Annotated in this window: 16 protein-coding genes; 4 read left to right on the top strand and 12 right to left on the bottom strand. The window is 63.6% G+C overall.

Annotated elements, in window-relative coordinates; translation table 11 throughout:
• Nucleotides 1–79: 79 nt before the first annotated feature.
• The 7 genes from AC0L2J_RS07160 to AC0L2J_RS07130 form a co-directional block, all read right to left on the bottom strand.
• Entirely contained in the window at nucleotides 80–1,486 is a 1,407-nt protein-coding gene (locus tag AC0L2J_RS07160; RefSeq protein WP_473388150.1) for a hypothetical protein, read from the bottom strand.
• 283 nt (nucleotides 1,487–1,769) lie between these two features.
• Nucleotides 1,770–2,558 carry a fumarylacetoacetate hydrolase family protein gene (locus tag AC0L2J_RS07155; RefSeq protein ID WP_473388147.1) on the bottom strand — a complete coding sequence of 263 codons (789 nt, stop codon included), beginning with the start codon at nucleotides 2,556–2,558 and terminating at the stop codon, nucleotides 1,770–1,772.
• Complete coding sequence (locus AC0L2J_RS07150; RefSeq protein WP_473388144.1) at nucleotides 2,555–3,574, bottom strand: 2-dehydropantoate 2-reductase; 1,020 nt, start codon at nucleotides 3,572–3,574, stop codon at nucleotides 2,555–2,557. The genes AC0L2J_RS07155 and AC0L2J_RS07150 overlap by 4 nt, the downstream gene beginning before the upstream one ends.
• Before the next feature lie 103 nt (nucleotides 3,575–3,677).
• Nucleotides 3,678–4,103, bottom strand: a complete 426-nt coding sequence (locus AC0L2J_RS07145; RefSeq protein ID WP_063993034.1) for a CBS domain-containing protein — start codon at nucleotides 4,101–4,103, stop codon at nucleotides 3,678–3,680.
• Nucleotides 4,104–4,280: 177 nt separating this feature from the next.
• A complete protein-coding gene (oxlT, locus tag AC0L2J_RS07140; protein ID WP_007608345.1) occupies nucleotides 4,281–5,603 on the bottom strand; it encodes an oxalate/formate MFS antiporter in 1,323 nt (440 codons plus the stop codon).
• A gap of 259 nt (nucleotides 5,604–5,862) precedes the next feature.
• Entirely contained in the window at nucleotides 5,863–7,149 is a 1,287-nt protein-coding gene (gene oxlT, locus AC0L2J_RS07135; protein WP_007608346.1) for an oxalate/formate MFS antiporter, read from the bottom strand.
• A 246-nt stretch (nucleotides 7,150–7,395) separates the two neighbouring features.
• Complete coding sequence (locus tag AC0L2J_RS07130) at nucleotides 7,396–7,533, bottom strand: hypothetical protein (protein WP_007608347.1); 138 nt, start codon at nucleotides 7,531–7,533, stop codon at nucleotides 7,396–7,398.
• A gap of 278 nt (nucleotides 7,534–7,811) precedes the next feature.
• Between AC0L2J_RS07130 and AC0L2J_RS07125 the strand changes: the two genes are divergently transcribed.
• Complete coding sequence (locus tag AC0L2J_RS07125; protein WP_473388141.1) at nucleotides 7,812–9,143, top strand: Hsp70 family protein; 1,332 nt, start codon at nucleotides 7,812–7,814, stop codon at nucleotides 9,141–9,143.
• A 227-nt stretch (nucleotides 9,144–9,370) separates the two neighbouring features.
• On the opposite strand, the gene AC0L2J_RS07120 is transcribed toward AC0L2J_RS07125, so the two are convergent.
• The gene (locus AC0L2J_RS07120; protein ID WP_473388139.1) at nucleotides 9,371–9,814 is read right to left on the bottom strand and encodes an SRPBCC family protein; all 444 of its coding nucleotides are present in this window, start codon (nucleotides 9,812–9,814) and stop codon (nucleotides 9,371–9,373) included.
• A 2-nt stretch (nucleotides 9,815–9,816) separates the two neighbouring features.
• Nucleotides 9,817–10,173, bottom strand: coding sequence for a hypothetical protein (locus AC0L2J_RS07115; protein ID WP_473388137.1), 357 nt, complete (start codon nucleotides 10,171–10,173; stop codon nucleotides 9,817–9,819).
• 34 nt (nucleotides 10,174–10,207) lie between these two features.
• On the opposite strand from AC0L2J_RS07115, the gene AC0L2J_RS07110 reads away from it, so the two are divergent.
• The 3 genes from AC0L2J_RS07110 (at nucleotide 10,208) to AC0L2J_RS07100 (ending at nucleotide 11,033) form a co-directional block, all read left to right on the top strand.
• Entirely contained in the window at nucleotides 10,208–10,417 is a 210-nt protein-coding gene (locus tag AC0L2J_RS07110) for a cold-shock protein (RefSeq protein WP_007593324.1), read from the top strand.
• Nucleotides 10,418–10,514: 97 nt separating this feature from the next.
• Complete coding sequence (locus AC0L2J_RS07105) at nucleotides 10,515–10,757, top strand: hypothetical protein (RefSeq protein ID WP_007608356.1); 243 nt, start codon at nucleotides 10,515–10,517, stop codon at nucleotides 10,755–10,757.
• Nucleotides 10,758–10,808: 51 nt separating this feature from the next.
• Entirely contained in the window at nucleotides 10,809–11,033 is a 225-nt protein-coding gene (locus AC0L2J_RS07100) for a hypothetical protein (RefSeq protein ID WP_007608359.1), read from the top strand.
• A 67-nt stretch (nucleotides 11,034–11,100) separates the two neighbouring features.
• Here the strand turns inward: AC0L2J_RS07100 and AC0L2J_RS07095 are convergent, their stop codons facing one another.
• From AC0L2J_RS07095 to oxc, 3 genes are all read right to left on the bottom strand, one after another.
• Nucleotides 11,101–11,283: a hypothetical protein gene (locus AC0L2J_RS07095; RefSeq protein WP_007608360.1), complete on the bottom strand. Its 183-nt coding sequence runs from the start codon at nucleotides 11,281–11,283 to the stop codon at nucleotides 11,101–11,103.
• A 374-nt stretch (nucleotides 11,284–11,657) separates the two neighbouring features.
• The gene (gene frc, locus AC0L2J_RS07090) at nucleotides 11,658–12,935 is read right to left on the bottom strand and encodes a formyl-CoA transferase (protein WP_007608365.1); all 1,278 of its coding nucleotides are present in this window, start codon (nucleotides 12,933–12,935) and stop codon (nucleotides 11,658–11,660) included.
• A 65-nt stretch (nucleotides 12,936–13,000) separates the two neighbouring features.
• On the bottom strand, nucleotides 13,001–14,734 hold the full coding sequence (gene oxc / locus AC0L2J_RS07085) for an oxalyl-CoA decarboxylase (protein ID WP_473249632.1): 1,734 nt from the start codon (nucleotides 14,732–14,734) through the stop codon (nucleotides 13,001–13,003).
• Nucleotides 14,735–14,759 lie beyond the last annotated feature (25 nt).

Below are 14,759 nucleotides of genomic sequence, written 5' to 3'. Positions count from 1 at the left end.
AGATTGTATCACGAGCCGTGCAACACGGAAATGCCCTCGTGCTCCATTCGTCTCGAAGCACGGGCAAGTGGGGAGCTTCTCACCCGATCCGGTTCAGGCTGTTCCGGATCGTCGAGAAGATGCCGCCGATGTCTTTTCGCAAGCCGTCGAGCGCGTTGAAATTGTCGAAGATGCGGGCGATGCGGTCTTCGACCTCGCGCTTGCTCCTGGTCAGCGCGTCGACGCGCGAGGCGAGGGTGACGTCGCCGTTCGCCTCGATCTCGCCGACGGTTTTGGCGAGGAGATCGCGCGTGGTCCCGACATCCGCGATCAGGGCCTCGATGCCGAACACGGGGGCCTTCAGCGGGACGAGGTCGGCCTGCGACTTCGACAGCTCCGTCTTGAAGGCGTTCAGCGTCGCCAGCGTCTCCTGTAACGCGCCGAGGCGCTGGCGTGACTGGAGAACAAAATCGTTCAGCGCATTCTGGCGGTCGACAAGCGTCTTGCCGTCGGCGTCGGTCTCGACACCGGCGAGCGAACGGTCGAGCTGAGCCTGGCGCTGGCCGAGCTCTTCGAAGTCGAGCCCGATGCCTTTCAGGATGTGGAAGCTGTCGTCGATGCGGGCCAGGCGCTGCTCGATCTCGATCTTGTTCTTCGACAGGGTCTCGACGCGGGCGCCGAGAGGGACTTCGCCGCCGGTTTCGAGCTCGTCGACGCTCTTGGCGAGGCGCTCATGACCGAGGCTCAGCTCGCCGATCAAGGCATTGAGGCCGGCATCCGACGCGCGCAGTGGCACCAGCTCGGCGTGGGACTTCGCCAGATCTTCCTTGTACTGGTTCAGGGTCGCAAAGGTGTTCTGGACCGTGCCGACCCGCGACAGCAGCATCGACACGTCGCGCGCGATATCCTTCAGCCTGTCGGCGAGGTTGTTCTTGCGGTCGTCAGTCTCGAGGTCGTGCAGCGAGCGTTCGAGCTGGTTCTGGCGGTCGCGAATCTCGGTGAAAACCGGCTCGACGGCGCGACGCTGCTCGGCGACCTTGCCGACCATGTCGCGCAGCTCCTGCTGGCGGCGGCGGATTTCGGCGAGCTGGTCGTGCATGTCGGTGGATTCGTTGCGGCCCCGCTGGAGCAGGGCGCGCTGCTCGGTCTCGCCCAGCTTGTCGTGGAGAGCGGAGACGGCCTCCCGGGGATCGCTCTCGATCAGGTGCTGGACGGTGGCGTCGAGGTGGTTCTGCAGGGCGTGGGCGACGACGACGTCCTCGCGGGTCTTCTTGAGGCGGTCGCGCAATGTGTCGAGGCGCCGGTCCTGGCGCGAGAGCCGCCAGGCGGAGGCGCCGATCAGTGCCAGCGCCAGCGCCAGGATCGCGCCGGTCGCAAACCGCTGCGGGACAGGCAGGCCTCCGAACCAGGCGGGCAGGTGGCCGATATCGTAACCGAGCGCCTGTTGGGCGAAGATCGCGACGGCGGTGAGCAGAACCAACCAGGCAACCAGGAAAAACAGCCACATCGTGACTTCCTCACGCCGGCACACATTATCGCCATAATTGCTATTGGAGAGCGGAACCGAGATCAAGGGCGGCGGGGGCTTGCCGGAGAGGTCCGGTCCCACGATCCACGGCTGAATGCGTCAGCCGATCGGTGGAGGGGAAGTGGGTCGCCGGGGTTTTCAAAGGTTGGACGGAGTGTTCCGTAGCCTGGATGGAGCGAAGCGCAATCCGGGTTCTGCTAGCCTTGAGAGCCGGCCCCGGATTTCGCTTCGCTCCATCCGGGCTACCGCACCGCGTTGGTGGCTACAGCCGAAACTCATTGGTCAGCTCGCCGATGCCGTCGATCGCGACGGTTACCGTGTTCACCGGCTCTTTCATCACGCCGACGCCGACCGAGGTGCCGACGGCAATGAGGTCGCCGGGGAGCAGGGTCATGTCGTGGGAGATCCTGCTGACCAGCTCCTGCGCGGTGAAGATCATGTCCGATATCGGATAGTTCTGCCGCTCCGCGCCGTTGAGGATGGTGCGCACCACCAGCCTGGCCGGATCGAGACCGGTGGCGATGACGGGGCCGAACGGGCCATAATCGTCGATGCCCTTGGCCCGCGCCCATTGCGGGAAAGTGGGATCGCTGGTCAGGATGTCGTTGGCGGTGATGTCGTTGACGCAGGTGTAGCCGAAGATGAAGCTGCCCGCTTCCGCCGGCGACACCCGGGCGCACGTCTTGCCGATGACGATGCCGAGCTCGCCTTCATAGGTGGTCTTGCCGTCGTAGTAAGAGGGGCGGCGGATCACCGCGCCGGGTGTCGTGATGCTGGTGGTGGCCTTCAGGAGGTAGAGCGGCTCCGGCGGCTCGGGCTGGTTGAGCTTGGCCGCGAGCGCATGAAAATTGTTCCAGAGCGCGACGATCTTGCTGGGCACGCAGGGCGCGAGCAGTTCGACCTCCGACAGCGCCAGCGTCTTGCCGGTGGCTGCATGGCGGCCGAACATCTCGCCCTCATGCACGCTGATGCCTGACGAATTCAGCGTGCCGAAGCCGGTCGCACCGCTCTTGCGGAAGCGAAGCCATTGTTTGATCTCGCCAGCCATCATGCCACCGCCAGCGCGCGCGGATCTGATGGCGTCGAGATGCCATCGTAGAGACCGGCAATGCGGGCGCGCTGGGTCACCATCGCCAGCACGGAATCGAGCGCGGGGGTGGCGACGCCGGTGAGGCGGCCCATCTCCTGCACGACGGTGACGAGCGGGTCGATCTCCATCGGGCGGCCGCGCTCCAGATCCTGGAGCATCGAGGTCTTGTGCGCGCCGACCTTGCGGGCGCCTTCGATGCGGCGCTCGACGTCGACGCGGAATCTGACGCCGAACGTCTCGGCGATGCCTTGCGTCTCCATCATGATCGCGCGCGACAGCGCGCGGGTGGCCGGATCGGTGCAGATCACGTCGAGTGTTGCATGGGTGAGTGCGCTGATCGGGTTGAAGCAGACATTGCCCCACAGCTTGAGCCAGATCTCGTCGCGGATGCGGTCGAGCACCGGCGCTTTCAGCCCGGCGGCGACGAAGAGATCGGCGAGGCGCTGCACGTCCGGGGTGGTCTCGCCCGAGGGCTCGCCGAGCGGAAAGTTGTTGCCGTAGACGTGACGGATCACGCCGGGCGCTTCGATCTCGGTGGCGGGATAGACGATGCAGCCGATGGCGCGCGCGGCGCCTATTTCGCGCCACTGCCGTCCGCCGGGGTCGATGCTCTCCAGCGTCGAATTCTCGTATTGGCCGCCGTGCTTGTAGAAGTACCAATAGGGGATGCCGTTGACGGCGGTGACGATGCGGGTGTGGGGTCCGAGCAGCGGCTGCATCGTCTCGATCACGCCGGTGATCGAGTGCGCCTTCAGCGTGATGATGATGTAGTCCTGCACGCCGAGCTCGGCCGGATCGTCGGTGCAGCGGGGATGCACGGTGTGCTTCTCCTCGCCCGCGAGCAGGGTCAGGCCGCGCTCGCGCATCGCGGCAAGGTGCGCGCCACGTGCGACCAGGCTGACGTCGGCGCCCGCGCGCGCGAGCTGAACCCCGAGATATCCGCCGATTGCGCCGGCGCCGTAGATGCAGATCTTCATGGAATCCTCGCGAAGCAGCGGAAGCCGGATTTCGGGACGAAAGATCCGGTCCGGCTCGGAAGGTCCGAGCCGGGGACGGTAGTCGCAGGGGAAGTGAGACGCTTTAAGCTGCTTGCGGCGTGCCGTTGATCGCTTCGTCCATGAAGGATGCGATGTCGCGCATGCTGATGACCGAGACGAGACTGTAGTCGTCGATGACGGGCAGGTGCCGGATGTGATTCCGGTTCATGAGATGGCGGACGTGCTCGATCGTGTCGCCCGACGTGCAGGACACGAGCTGCTGCACCGAGACGAGCTGCGAGACCTTGACGTTGACGGCATTGGCGCCGTGCTCGGCGACGGCGCGCACGACGTCGCGCTCGGTGAACATGCCGACCGCGGTGTTACCCTCGGAGCGGACCACGTCCTTCACCACCAGTGCGCTGATATTGTTGGCGCGCATCAGCTTGGCGGCGATACCCACCGTTTCGTTCATTCGCACCGTGACAACGCGCGGTGTCTTCTTGCGCAGAATGTCTCCGACCAGCATTGCAACCTCCCTGGGTGAATGATGCGGCAAGTGTGGTATACATAATGCCAATCGTCAAGCCTTCGATTTGGCTGATCCGAAAAATCTTGCGGCAGTAATGCTGACGTTTGCCGTGAGCCAAAAACAAAAGGGGCGCATCGCTGCGCCCCTGTCTCACCCGTGCGAGGTGCGTGTTCGTTATGCCGTCTCGGTCTTGGCGTTTCCCGTCGCGGCGTTGGCGCTCTCGGCTTCCTTGCCGAGGATGAAGGAGCGGCGCATCGGCTTGATCACGAACAGCGCCATCAGGGCCGCCGTCGCGTTCAAGGCCACCGCGACCACGAACACGGCCTTCCAGCCATACGTGGCCGAGATCACGCTGGCGAGCGGAACGAGCAGGGACGCCGTCCCCTTCGCCGTGTAGAGCATCCCGTTGTTGGTGGTTGCGAACTTCGAGCCGAAGGTGTCGCCGCAGGTCGCCGGGAACAGCGAGTAGATCTCGCCGAACACGCCGAAATAGACCGCGGTGGCGAGCACGAAGACGACCGGCACGTGGCCATAGGCCGACAGCGTCAGCAGCATCAGCGCGGCGGTGCCGAAGGCGATGAACATGGTGTGCTCGCGGCCGATCGTGTCGGAGACGAAGCCGAAGAAGGGCCGTCCGAAACCGTCGAAGATGCGGTCGAGCGAGATCGCGAACGTCAATGCCGCCATCTGGAAGCCGGCGAGCGTGACCGGCGTGTCGGCGATCTTGAAGTCGTGCGCGATCGGGGCGATCTGCGCCGCGGTCATCAGGCCGCCCGAGGCGACCATGACGAAAACGAGATACATCACCCAGAAAATAGGGGCGCGCAGCACCTGGGGCGGGGTGAAGTCGATCTTGGTTTGCGGCAGATTGAGCTGCTTCTTCTTCGGCGGGATCGAGATCCGCGGCGGCTGGATGAAGAAGGCGAGCACGAAGACGATCACGCCCTGGCCGATGCCGAAGGTGAGGAACGCGTGCTGATAGCCGCTCGTTGCGATCATGGTCGCGATCGGCACGACGGTGAGCGCGGCGCCCGCCCCGAAGCCGGCGGCGGTCGCACCGGCGGCAAGGCCCCGGCGATCGGGAAACCATTTCAGCGCGTTGCCGACGCAGGTGCCGTACACCGCGCCCGCGCCCATGCCGCCGATGATCGCGGCCGCGTAGAGCAAAGTGAGGCTATCGGCATAGGAGTTGAGAATCCACGACAGCGCGATCATGACGCCGCCGAACATGATGACGATGCGCGGGCCGTATTTGTCGACGAACCAGGCCTCGATCGGCACCAGCCAGGTTTCGGTGACGACGAAGATGGTGAAAGCGAGCTGGATCGCGGCGCGTCCCCAGTGGTGCGCGTGATCGATCGGATCGACGAACAGCGTCCAGCCATATTGCAGATTGGCGATCATCGCCATGCAGACGATGCCCATGACCAGCTGGAGCCAACGGAAACCTGTGCGGAGAGGCGCGGCCGTGACAGCGCCATCGGTGCTGGAAATCATCAAAAACCTCCCGAGCGCCTGTCTGGTTCGACACCGGTCGCAAGATGACCTGATGTCGCAATATTGTGGCTTATCGTCGCAAGCGCGATCGCAAGCTTGGTATACCATATCCCAGATTGCAAGCCCTAACTTGACGCGCCGCTGACAAAATATGCGGAGTTCCGTTCGGAACGGCGGGTTCATGAAAAACATCGCGCACAACGAAAACGCCCGGCCGCGAAGGCCGGGCGTTTTGCGCGAGAAGCGCTCTTGGAGTGCTTCAGACGGTCGATTGCGCGACCACGACCTTGCGCCAGGGCTTGAGCACCGCGATCGCCAGCGCCGAGGCCAGGATATTGGCACCGGCCGCGATGATGAACACGTTGTCCCAACTGCCTGACGACTGCTGCATGTAGTTGCCGATCGGGACCAGCAGCGCGGCCGTACCCTTCGCGGTGTAGAGCAGGCCGGCATTGGTGGTCGCGAACTTGGCGCCGAACGTGTCGGTGCAGGTCGACGGGAACAGCGAGTAGATCTCACCCCAGGCGAAGAACACGAAGCCCGAGAGAAGCACGAACCAGAGCGGATCGTGGCCCCAGAGGTAGAGCATCCAGATGCCGATACCTTCCATGCCGAAGGCGATGAACATCGTGTTCTCGCGGCCGATCATGTCGGAGATCCAGCCGAAGAACGGACGCGTCAGCCCGTTGAGCACGCGGTCGATCGTGGCCGCGAAGGTCACCGCGGTCATCGTCACCGCCATCAGCGTGACCGGCACGTTGTCGACCTTCCAGTCGGCCGCGATCGGCTTCAGATTGGCCGTCACCATCAGGCCGCCGGCGCCGACGATCACAAACATGAAGTACATCAGCCAGAAGATGGGCTGACGCAGCACCTCGGTCGGCTGGTAGTTGCGGCGGGTCTGCAGCAGATTGGCGTTCGCCACGATGTTCGGCACCTGGCCCGCCTTCGGCGCCAGCAGGAAGAAGGCGAGGATGCAGATGATGATGCCTTGTCCGAGGCCGAAATAGAGGAAGGTGGTCTGGAAACCGCTGTCCTTGATCATGGCCTGGATCGGCGCGACGGTCAGCGCAGAGCCTGCACCGAAGCCAGCGGCCGTGATGCCCGCGGCAAGACCGCGCTTGTCCGGAAACCACTTCAAGGCGTTGCCGACGCAGGTGCCGTAGACGCCGCCGGCGCCGATGCCTGCGATGATCATGCCGAGATAGTAGCCGTTGAGCGTGGTCGCCTGCGCGTTGATGGCCCAGCCGATGGCGCAGAGCACGCCGCCGACCAGCACGACGAGGCGCGGGCCGTATTTGTCGACGAACCATCCTTCGATCGGGACGAGCCAGGTCTCGAACAGTACGAACAGCGTAAAGGCCCATTGGATCGACGCACGATCCCAGCCGAATTTCTTCTGGATGTCGGGGACGAAGAACGTCCAGCCGTATTGGTAGTTGGCGATCATCACCATCGCCGCGACACCGACTGCCAATTGCGCCCAGCGATACGTGTCGCTAACGCGCGCGGCTGTCGGGGCGGTTGCTTGCACCATGTCCGTCATAAAGCCTCCCGTGGCGCCTCTCATTTTTCTGCGAGCGCTGGAACGGCATTCTTGTATGCATTATGCCAAGCTTCAAGCGCTGGTCCGGCCACCGTGCGCAAATGCCGCAGGACCTTGCCCGGTTGCGGCTGTGACTCAGGACAGCACAAGTAGAAATGGCCCCGTCATCCGGGGCCATTCATCAAAAGTAGTATGCGAACCGATCTAAAACCGTGCCGGTGCGCGGCGGCGCGGGAGGGGGCCGGCTTAGAGGCCGAAGCGCGGCAGGTCGCCGTTGTGATTCGAGATCTTGGCGCTCGCCATCAGGAGGCGGTCGATCGTGGCCATCAGGCGGGCGAACAGCGAGGAGGAGGGCGCGAGAGCGACGGAAGCGGTCTTGGACATCGGAAATCCCTTTCTTGAGACGGTCAGCAGTGCTGTCTCATTTCGAAGGGCAATCTATGTATACCAGATGCCAATGTCTATGCATGTCATTGCATAGCAGTATTTAGCTCTTCGCATTGCAGCATAATAATCCGTTAAATCGGCCGATTTGAGCGGGATGTGCCCAAACCCCGCCGAAACTGAACCATTGGCCGCCGATCTCCAAAAACGGAGCCTTGGCAGCGGCGTACGGAGCCGCTAGTGGTCTGCCCCCTTCCAATCATCTGTCAGAGTGGTTCATGTCGAGCGCCTCGCCCGCCGTCTCGATCGGCATCGATTTTGGGACCAGCAACACGGTCGTAGCCCTTGCGGCGGACGACCGCCGGGTCGAGGCCATCCGCTTCGACCATGGCGGACAACGCCACAGCGTCTTCGTGTCGGCGCTGTGCTTCTGGGAGGACCGGCCGGGAGCCGGCGCCCAGGCCGAAGGCGGCCCGTGGGCGATCGAGCAGTTCCTCGAAGGCCGCCATGTCTACCGCTTTCTCCAGTCGTTCAAGACCTTCGCGGCGAGCTCCAGCTTCAACACCACCCAGGTGTTCCGGCAGCGCTACAAGTTCGAGGATATTCTGGCGGCGTTCCTGCGGACCTTGGCGCGCCATAGCGGCGACAAATTCGGCTTCGAGACGTCCACCATCACGGTCGGCCGCCCCGTCCGCTTCGCCGGCGGCAATCCCGACGAGGCGCTGGCGATGCAGCGTTACCGGGCCGCGTTCGAGCGCCTTGGCGCCGGCCATGCGCGCTATGTCTACGAACCCGTGGGCGCCGCGTTCTCCTTCGCCCGCCGGCTGGAGCGCGACGCGACCGTGCTGGTCGCGGATTTTGGCGGCGGCACCAGCGATTTCTCGGTGATGCGGTTCTCACGTGCCGGCGGCGCCTTGCGCGCCGAGCCGCTCGGCCATGCCGGCATCGGGATTGCGGGCGACACGTTCGATTACCGCATCGTCGATCACGTCGTCTCGCCGCGGCTAGGCAAGGGCTCGAGCTTCCGGTCGTTCGACAAGGTGCTGCCGATCCCCACCGGCCACTACACCAATCTCGCGCGCTGGCATCAGCTCGCGATGATGAAGAGCAACGGCGACCTGCGCGAGCTCCGGGAGCTTGCGCGCACCGCGGTGAAGCCGACTCTGCTCGAGGATTTCATCACCATCGTCGATCTCGACCTCGGTTTTTCGTTGTACCGCGCGGTGTCCGACGCCAAGGTCGCGCTGTCGGCGCAGGACCAGGTGGAGTTCCGTTTCAAAGGCGGCGGGGTGGACATCGGCTCGACCATCACACGGAAGAATTTCGAAGCCTGGATCGCCGACGATATCGCGAGGCTCGGCGCCACCGTCGACAAGGTGCTGGGCGAAGCCGGCATCACCGCGCGCGAGGTCGAGAAGGTGTTTTTGACCGGCGGCACGTCCTTCGTGCCGGCCGTTCGAAAACTGTTCGCCGAGCGGTTCGGCAACGAACGGCTGATGTCGGGCGATCAGTTCGAGTCGATCGCCTACGGCCTTGCTTTGATCGGGCATAGCCCGGACCCCGATCGCTGGACCGCAAGCGGCGGCATTGCGCCGAGGGCGGGCGCGTAGGCTCGCTGAGATGACACTTTATCGCTGGTCCCGTTCGTGAGCTGGCCATCGCACTTGGTGACCGTTTCGGCGGCCCATCCTTCGAGACGCCCGCCTTTGGCGGGCCCTCAGGATGAGGTCGGAATATGTGGCCGCAGTCTTGACGAACGCTGTTGCCGCTAGCCTCGTCCTGAGGAGACCGCGGAGCGGTCGTCTCGAAGGACGAGGCGCTCGCTCCGCTTCAGACGCTATTGCTTGATCTCAGGCTCGACGAGCTTCGCCAGATTGCGCAGCGATTCCTGCCAGCCGAGATAGCAAGCCTCCGGCGGGATGACGTCGGGGATGCCGGCCTGCGTGATATCCACCTCGGTGCCGACGGATACTTTCTTCAGAATCACGGTGACCTGGATCTCGCCCGGCAGATTGGGGTCGTCGAACCTGTCGGTGTAGCGGAGACGTTCGCCGGGGACGAGCTCGAGATATTCGCCGCCGAAGGCGTGGCTGTTGCCTGTCGTGAAGTTGCGGTACGACATCTTGAACGTGCCCCCGACCTTCGGCTCGAAATGATGGACAGTGCAGGTGAAGCCGTTCGGCGGAAGCCATTTTGCCAGCGCATCCGCCTCCAGGAAGGCGCGATAGACTTTCTCAGGGCTGGTCGTCAAAACACGGTGCAGGCGGACAGTGCTGGGCATGATCATTCTTCCTCGTAATTGCCGGGCTCGACGTCGGCGTATATTGCCCGTTCATGTCCAAGATGACGAAGGAGGTGCTGCCGATCCGACGCGGCGTCTCGAATTTTTGCGGGATCCGCGCATGTGGCGCTCGGCAGCTTTCGAAAGCAGCCCGCCGAGGGGCGATGAGCGCTGGATAGCGCGGCTTCCTGTATCCACCGCAGGGCTCCCGAGGCGTTAAATTCGGTCAAGCCTTGCAAATGGCGAGGATGAGGTATACGTTGAGGCTGTTCGTTCAGCCGCTGTGCCTTGTTGAATGTGCCCGCGGGCTCCTTTTCCATAGACATCGACGAATAGAATTTGTTCTGCGTGACGATCACGCGGAACCTGCGCGTATGCGCTTTGGAGAAGAAAATGACGACAGGTACTGTGAAGTGGTTTAACGGCCAGAAGGGCTTTGGATTCATTCAGCCGAACGACGGCGGCAACGATGTGTTCGTTCACATCAGCGCGGTCGAGCGGGCTGGTCTTGCAGGTCTCGCTGAAGGCCAAAAGGTCAACTTCGAGCTCAAGACCGACAAGATGCGGGGCAAGGTCAGCGCTGAGAATCTCTCGCTGGCCTAAGCCTTGGTGCCGTTTCACGGATGTACTGAAACGGCCATGCCACCCGCTCGATCCCAGGATTGAGCGGGTTTTTGTCCGTTGCAGAGCAGGGTGAATAATGAGCGCCAAGAGACCGGCCGAACCGTCACCCGAAAGCATCGCGCGTTCTAACCGTCAGCGTTTGGCCGCTGAGGAGGGCGCCCGGGCGATGGTGGATGTTGGAAAGCAAGCCGTCGATGTTCGCAAGAACATGGCGCGGCTTCGAGAGCTGCGCGAAGCCAAGGAAGCGGCAGACGCCGCCCTTCAGGCATCCTTGCCTCCGGTCACCCCGACGAAGCGCAAGAAGAAGGTGACGCCATAGCCGCCTTTTGCGCCGACGACAACTCGGAGAGGGCCGATCACATGCCAAAGAGTGCGGGTCGTGCCTAGAATCAAGTTGGATGGCGGTGGCACCATCACCTTCTTTCTCGCGCTTGGCGCGGGACGACAGATGTGCCGTCTTGCGACGACCTTCCTGACGCAGAAGCAGGCTTTCAGTTATCTTCGCAAGAACCGGACCGAGTTCGAGCGCATGGCGCGGGCGCAGCTCGCTTCTGGTGCAGTCGAAGACGGAATCGTCGTGCTCTCGATGCTGTAGGGACGGGCGCGGATTTCGGCGCCGCGCCCTAAGGGCAATCCGCGGTCGCAGTCTGGGACCGACGCTCTTATTCGGAGCCGCTTCCCGGCTTCGCCTCCCGGGCCAATCGCTCCGCCTTCAGCCGTTCGCGATTCTCGTTGAAGGAGTTCTGGTCCTTCGCATAGTCATTGATCGGCTTCTGCGTTGTCGCCGGCTTGAACGCCTTGTTGGCTTCACGCTTGGCGCGATCAGAGGATTGATCTTTCGACATTTGAGCTCTCAAATTTGATCAACGAGCGTGGTCCTGGCGAGCGCCGGATGCGACGCCGCCCGTGCCTGAACTGAAGGGCCGACTTGCCACCCTCGGAAGCGAAGGCAACCAGTTCTTCTGCGTGGGGCAGGTTCTTTGCGAGGCGTGCTGCACTCGCTGTGGAGATGGCATGCTGACATTTCGGGCATGCTCGCATTTCCGGGAGCACGCCGGTCGAGGGGGTAACGGCCGGCCACCGCATCTGTTCCTCGCGAACCAATCTTTAATCCAGCCTTGGCGGCGCGGCAAGCGCGCCGATCGTGCGATGCAGCCTTTGCGCGGCAACAAAAAGGCCGCCGAAGCGGGCGGCCTTTCGGGTCGTGAGATAAGCCCGCTTACTCGGCGGCCTGCTTTTGCGGCGGATCGAGCGCGCCGGACTTGTGGATATCGGCGACCTGATGGTCCGAGAAGCCAAGCACGGTGCGCAGGATCTCGTCGGTGTGCTCGCCGAGCAGCGGGGAGCGCTCCACCTCGCTCGGGGAGTCCGACAGCTTGATCGGGTTGCCGACCGAGATGTACTTGCCGCGGGTGGGGTGGTCGACCTCGACCACGGTGCCGGTCGCACGCAGCGACTGGTCCTCGGCGATCTCCTTCATCGACAGGATCGGTCCGCAGGGGATGTCGTCCTTGTTGAGGATTTCCATCGCCTCAAACTTCGTCTTCGTCATCGTCCACTGTTCGATACGGCCGAAAATCTCGTTCAGGCGCGGCAGGCGGACGGCCGGCTTGGCGTAGTTCGGATCGGTCTTCCAGGAGGGCTCACCGATCACGTCGCAGATCTTCTCCCAGACCGGGGCCTGCGTGATGAAGTAGATGTAGGCGTTCGGATCGGTCTCCCAGCCCTTGCACTTCAGGATGCGGCCGGGCTGGCCGCCGCCGGAATCGTTGCCGGCACGCGGTACGGCATCGCCGAACGGAATGCCTTCGCCGAACTGGCTGTATTCCTTGAGCGGTCCATGGGCGAGGCGCTGCTGGTCGCGCAGCTTGACGCGCGCCAGATTGAGCACGCCGTCCTGCATCGCGGCCGTCACCTTCTGGCCCTTGCCGGAATGGGTGCGCTGATAGAGTGCGGTGACGATGCCGAGCGCCAGATGCAGACCGGTGCCGCTGTCGCCGATCTGCGCGCCGGTCACCAGCGGCAGGCCGTCGCGGAAGCCGGTGGTGGAGGCGGCGCCGCCGGTGCACTGCGCGACGTTCTCATAGACCTTGCAGTCTTCATACGGTCCGGGACCAAAGCCCTTGATCGAGGCGACGATCATCTTCGGGTTGATCGCCTGGATCTTCTCCCAGGGGAAGCCCATGCGGTCGAGCACGCCGGGACCGAAGTTCTCGACCAGCACGTCGCATTTCTTGATGAGCTCGGTGAGGACTTCCTTGCCCTTGGGGTTCTTGGTGTCGAGCGTGATCGAACGCTTGTTGTGGTTGAGCATGGTGAAATACAGGCTGTCCACGTTCGGGATGTCCTGCAGCTGGCCGCGGGTGATGTCACCCACGCCCGGGCGCTCCACCTTGATCACGTCGGCGCCGAACCAAGCGAGCAACTGCGTGCAGGTCGGCCCGGACTGGACGTGGGTGAAGTCGAGAATGCGAACGCCCTCGAGCGCTTTTGTCATCGTGTTGCTCCGTACTCTGATCTACCCCTGCACCCGCAGGGACCTTATGGGTTGAAGGGGAGTGCTTACTTCTTCTTCTGCAGAACGCTCTGCGGATTGAGGTTGCCGATGCGGCCGCTCTCGGATCCGGCAGCCGGATCGATCACGGCGTTGATGAGCGTCGGCTTGCCCGAGGCCATCGCTTCGTTGACGGCGCGCTTGAGCTCGTCCGGCGAGGTTGCGTTGATGCCGACGCCGCCGAAAGCTTCCATCATCTTGTCGTAGCGGGCGCCCTTGACGAACACCGTCGTCGCCGGATCGGCGTTGACGCTGTTGACGTCGGTGCCGCGATAGATGCCGTCATTGTTGAAGATCACGACGCAGATCGGCAGATTGTAGCGGCAGATGGTCTCCACCTCCATGCCGGAGAAGCCGAAGGCCGAGTCGCCTTCGACCGCGAGCACGGGATGGCCGGTCTCGAGAGCCGCCGCGATCGCCTGGCCCATGCCGATGCCCATCACGCCCCAGGTGCCGACGTCGAGACGCTTGCGTGGGCGATACATGTCGATGACGCCGCGGGCGAGGTCGAGCGTGTTGGCGCCCTCGTTGACGAGGATCGCCTCGGGATGATCCTTGATGACGTTCTTCAGCACGCCGAGCGCGCCGTGATAGTCCATCGGCGATTTGTTGTTCATGAGCTTCGGCGCCATCTTGGCGACGTTCTCTTCGCGCTTGGTCGCAATCGCCTTGGTCCATTCGGCCGGCGGGGCGGTCCAGCCCGAAGCCATCGCCTGGTTGAAGGCGGAGACGACCGAGCCGATGTCGCCGACGACGGGCGCGACGATCTCGACGTTGGAGTCCATCTCGCGCGGTTCGATGTCGACCTGGATGAACTTCTTGGGCGCTTCGCCCCAGTTCTTGCCCTTGCCGTGCGAGAGCAGCCAGTTCAGCCGGGCGCCGATCAGCAGCACGACGTCGGATTCCTTCAGCACCGTCGAGCGGGCGGCGCCTGCGCACTGCGGATGGGTGTCGGAGAGGAGGCCCTTGGCCATGCTCATCGGCAGGAAGGGGATGCCGCTCTTCTCGACGAAGGTTTTGATCTCCTCGTCGGCCTGCGCGTAGGCCGCGCCCTTGCCGAGGATGATGAGCGGACGTTTTGCGCTCTTCAAGACATCAAGCGCGCGCTTGATCGAAGCGGGCGAGGGGATCTGCGCGGGAGCCGCGTCGATCACCTTGACCAGCGACTTCTGGCCGGCATCGGCGTTCATCACCTGGCCGAACAGCTTTGCCGGCAGGTCGAGATAGACGCCGCCCGGACGGCCGGAGACGGCGGCACGGATGGCGCGGGCAAGCCCGATGCCGATGTCCTGGGCGTGCAGCACGCGATAGGCCGCCTTGCACAGCGGCTTGGCGATCGCGAGCTGGTCCATCTCTTCGTAGTCGCCCTGCTGGAGGTCGACGATCTCGCGCTCGGAGGAGCCCGAGATCAGGATCATCGGGTAGCAGTTGGTGGTGGCGTGCGCGAGCGCGGTGAGACCGTTGAGGAAGCCGGGCGCGGAGACGGTGAGGCAGATGCCGGGCTTCTTGGTGAGGTAGCCGGCGATGCCCGCCGCATAGCCGGCGTTCTGCTCGTGGCGGAACGAAATCATGCGAATACCGGCCGCCTGCGCCATGCGGCCCAAATCCGTGATCGGAATGCCCGGCACATTATAGATGGTATTGATGCCGTTCAGCTTGAGCGCGTCGATGACGAGATGAAAACCATCCGTCAATTCCTGCTCGGTGCCCGGTGCTTCGGACTTGGTCGCGGTATTCAGCATGGGCCTTGTCTCCCTGGTCTCAAGA

It is taken from the genome of Bradyrhizobium sp. MV1.5, assembly GCF_055807615.1.
This window is presented reverse-complemented; position numbering and strand designations above follow the sequence as displayed.

Bases quoted from the DNA above. Each gene is read 5' to 3' on its own strand.
- frc (WP_007608365.1), bottom strand. From the start codon at position 12,935: ATGACAAAAGCGCTCGAGGGCGTTCGCATTCTCGACTTCACCCACGTC.
- AC0L2J_RS07160 (WP_473388150.1), bottom strand. From the start codon at position 1,486: ATGTGGCTGTTTTTCCTGGTTGCCTGGTTGGTTCTGCTCACCGCCGTC.
- AC0L2J_RS07105 (WP_007608356.1), top strand. From the start codon at position 10,515: ATGAGCGCCAAGAGACCGGCCGAACCGTCACCCGAAAGCATCGCGCGT.
- oxlT (WP_007608346.1), bottom strand. From the start codon at position 7,149: ATGACGGACATGGTGCAAGCAACCGCCCCGACAGCCGCGCGCGTTAGC.
- AC0L2J_RS07150 (WP_473388144.1), bottom strand. From the start codon at position 3,574: ATGAAGATCTGCATCTACGGCGCCGGCGCAATCGGCGGATATCTCGGG.
- oxlT (WP_007608345.1), bottom strand. From the start codon at position 5,603: ATGATTTCCAGCACCGATGGCGCTGTCACGGCCGCGCCTCTCCGCACA.
- oxc (WP_473249632.1), bottom strand. From the start codon at position 14,734: ATGCTGAATACCGCGACCAAGTCCGAAGCACCGGGCACCGAGCAGGAA.
- AC0L2J_RS07155 (WP_473388147.1), bottom strand. From the start codon at position 2,558: ATGATGGCTGGCGAGATCAAACAATGGCTTCGCTTCCGCAAGAGCGGT.
- AC0L2J_RS07125 (WP_473388141.1), top strand. From the start codon at position 7,812: ATGTCGAGCGCCTCGCCCGCCGTCTCGATCGGCATCGATTTTGGGACC.
- AC0L2J_RS07095 (WP_007608360.1), bottom strand. From the start codon at position 11,283: ATGTCGAAAGATCAATCCTCTGATCGCGCCAAGCGTGAAGCCAACAAG.
- AC0L2J_RS07145 (WP_063993034.1), bottom strand. From the start codon at position 4,103: ATGCTGGTCGGAGACATTCTGCGCAAGAAGACACCGCGCGTTGTCACG.
- AC0L2J_RS07110 (WP_007593324.1), top strand. From the start codon at position 10,208: ATGACGACAGGTACTGTGAAGTGGTTTAACGGCCAGAAGGGCTTTGGA.
- AC0L2J_RS07120 (WP_473388139.1), bottom strand. From the start codon at position 9,814: ATGCCCAGCACTGTCCGCCTGCACCGTGTTTTGACGACCAGCCCTGAG.
- AC0L2J_RS07130 (WP_007608347.1), bottom strand. From the start codon at position 7,533: ATGTCCAAGACCGCTTCCGTCGCTCTCGCGCCCTCCTCCTCGCTGTTC.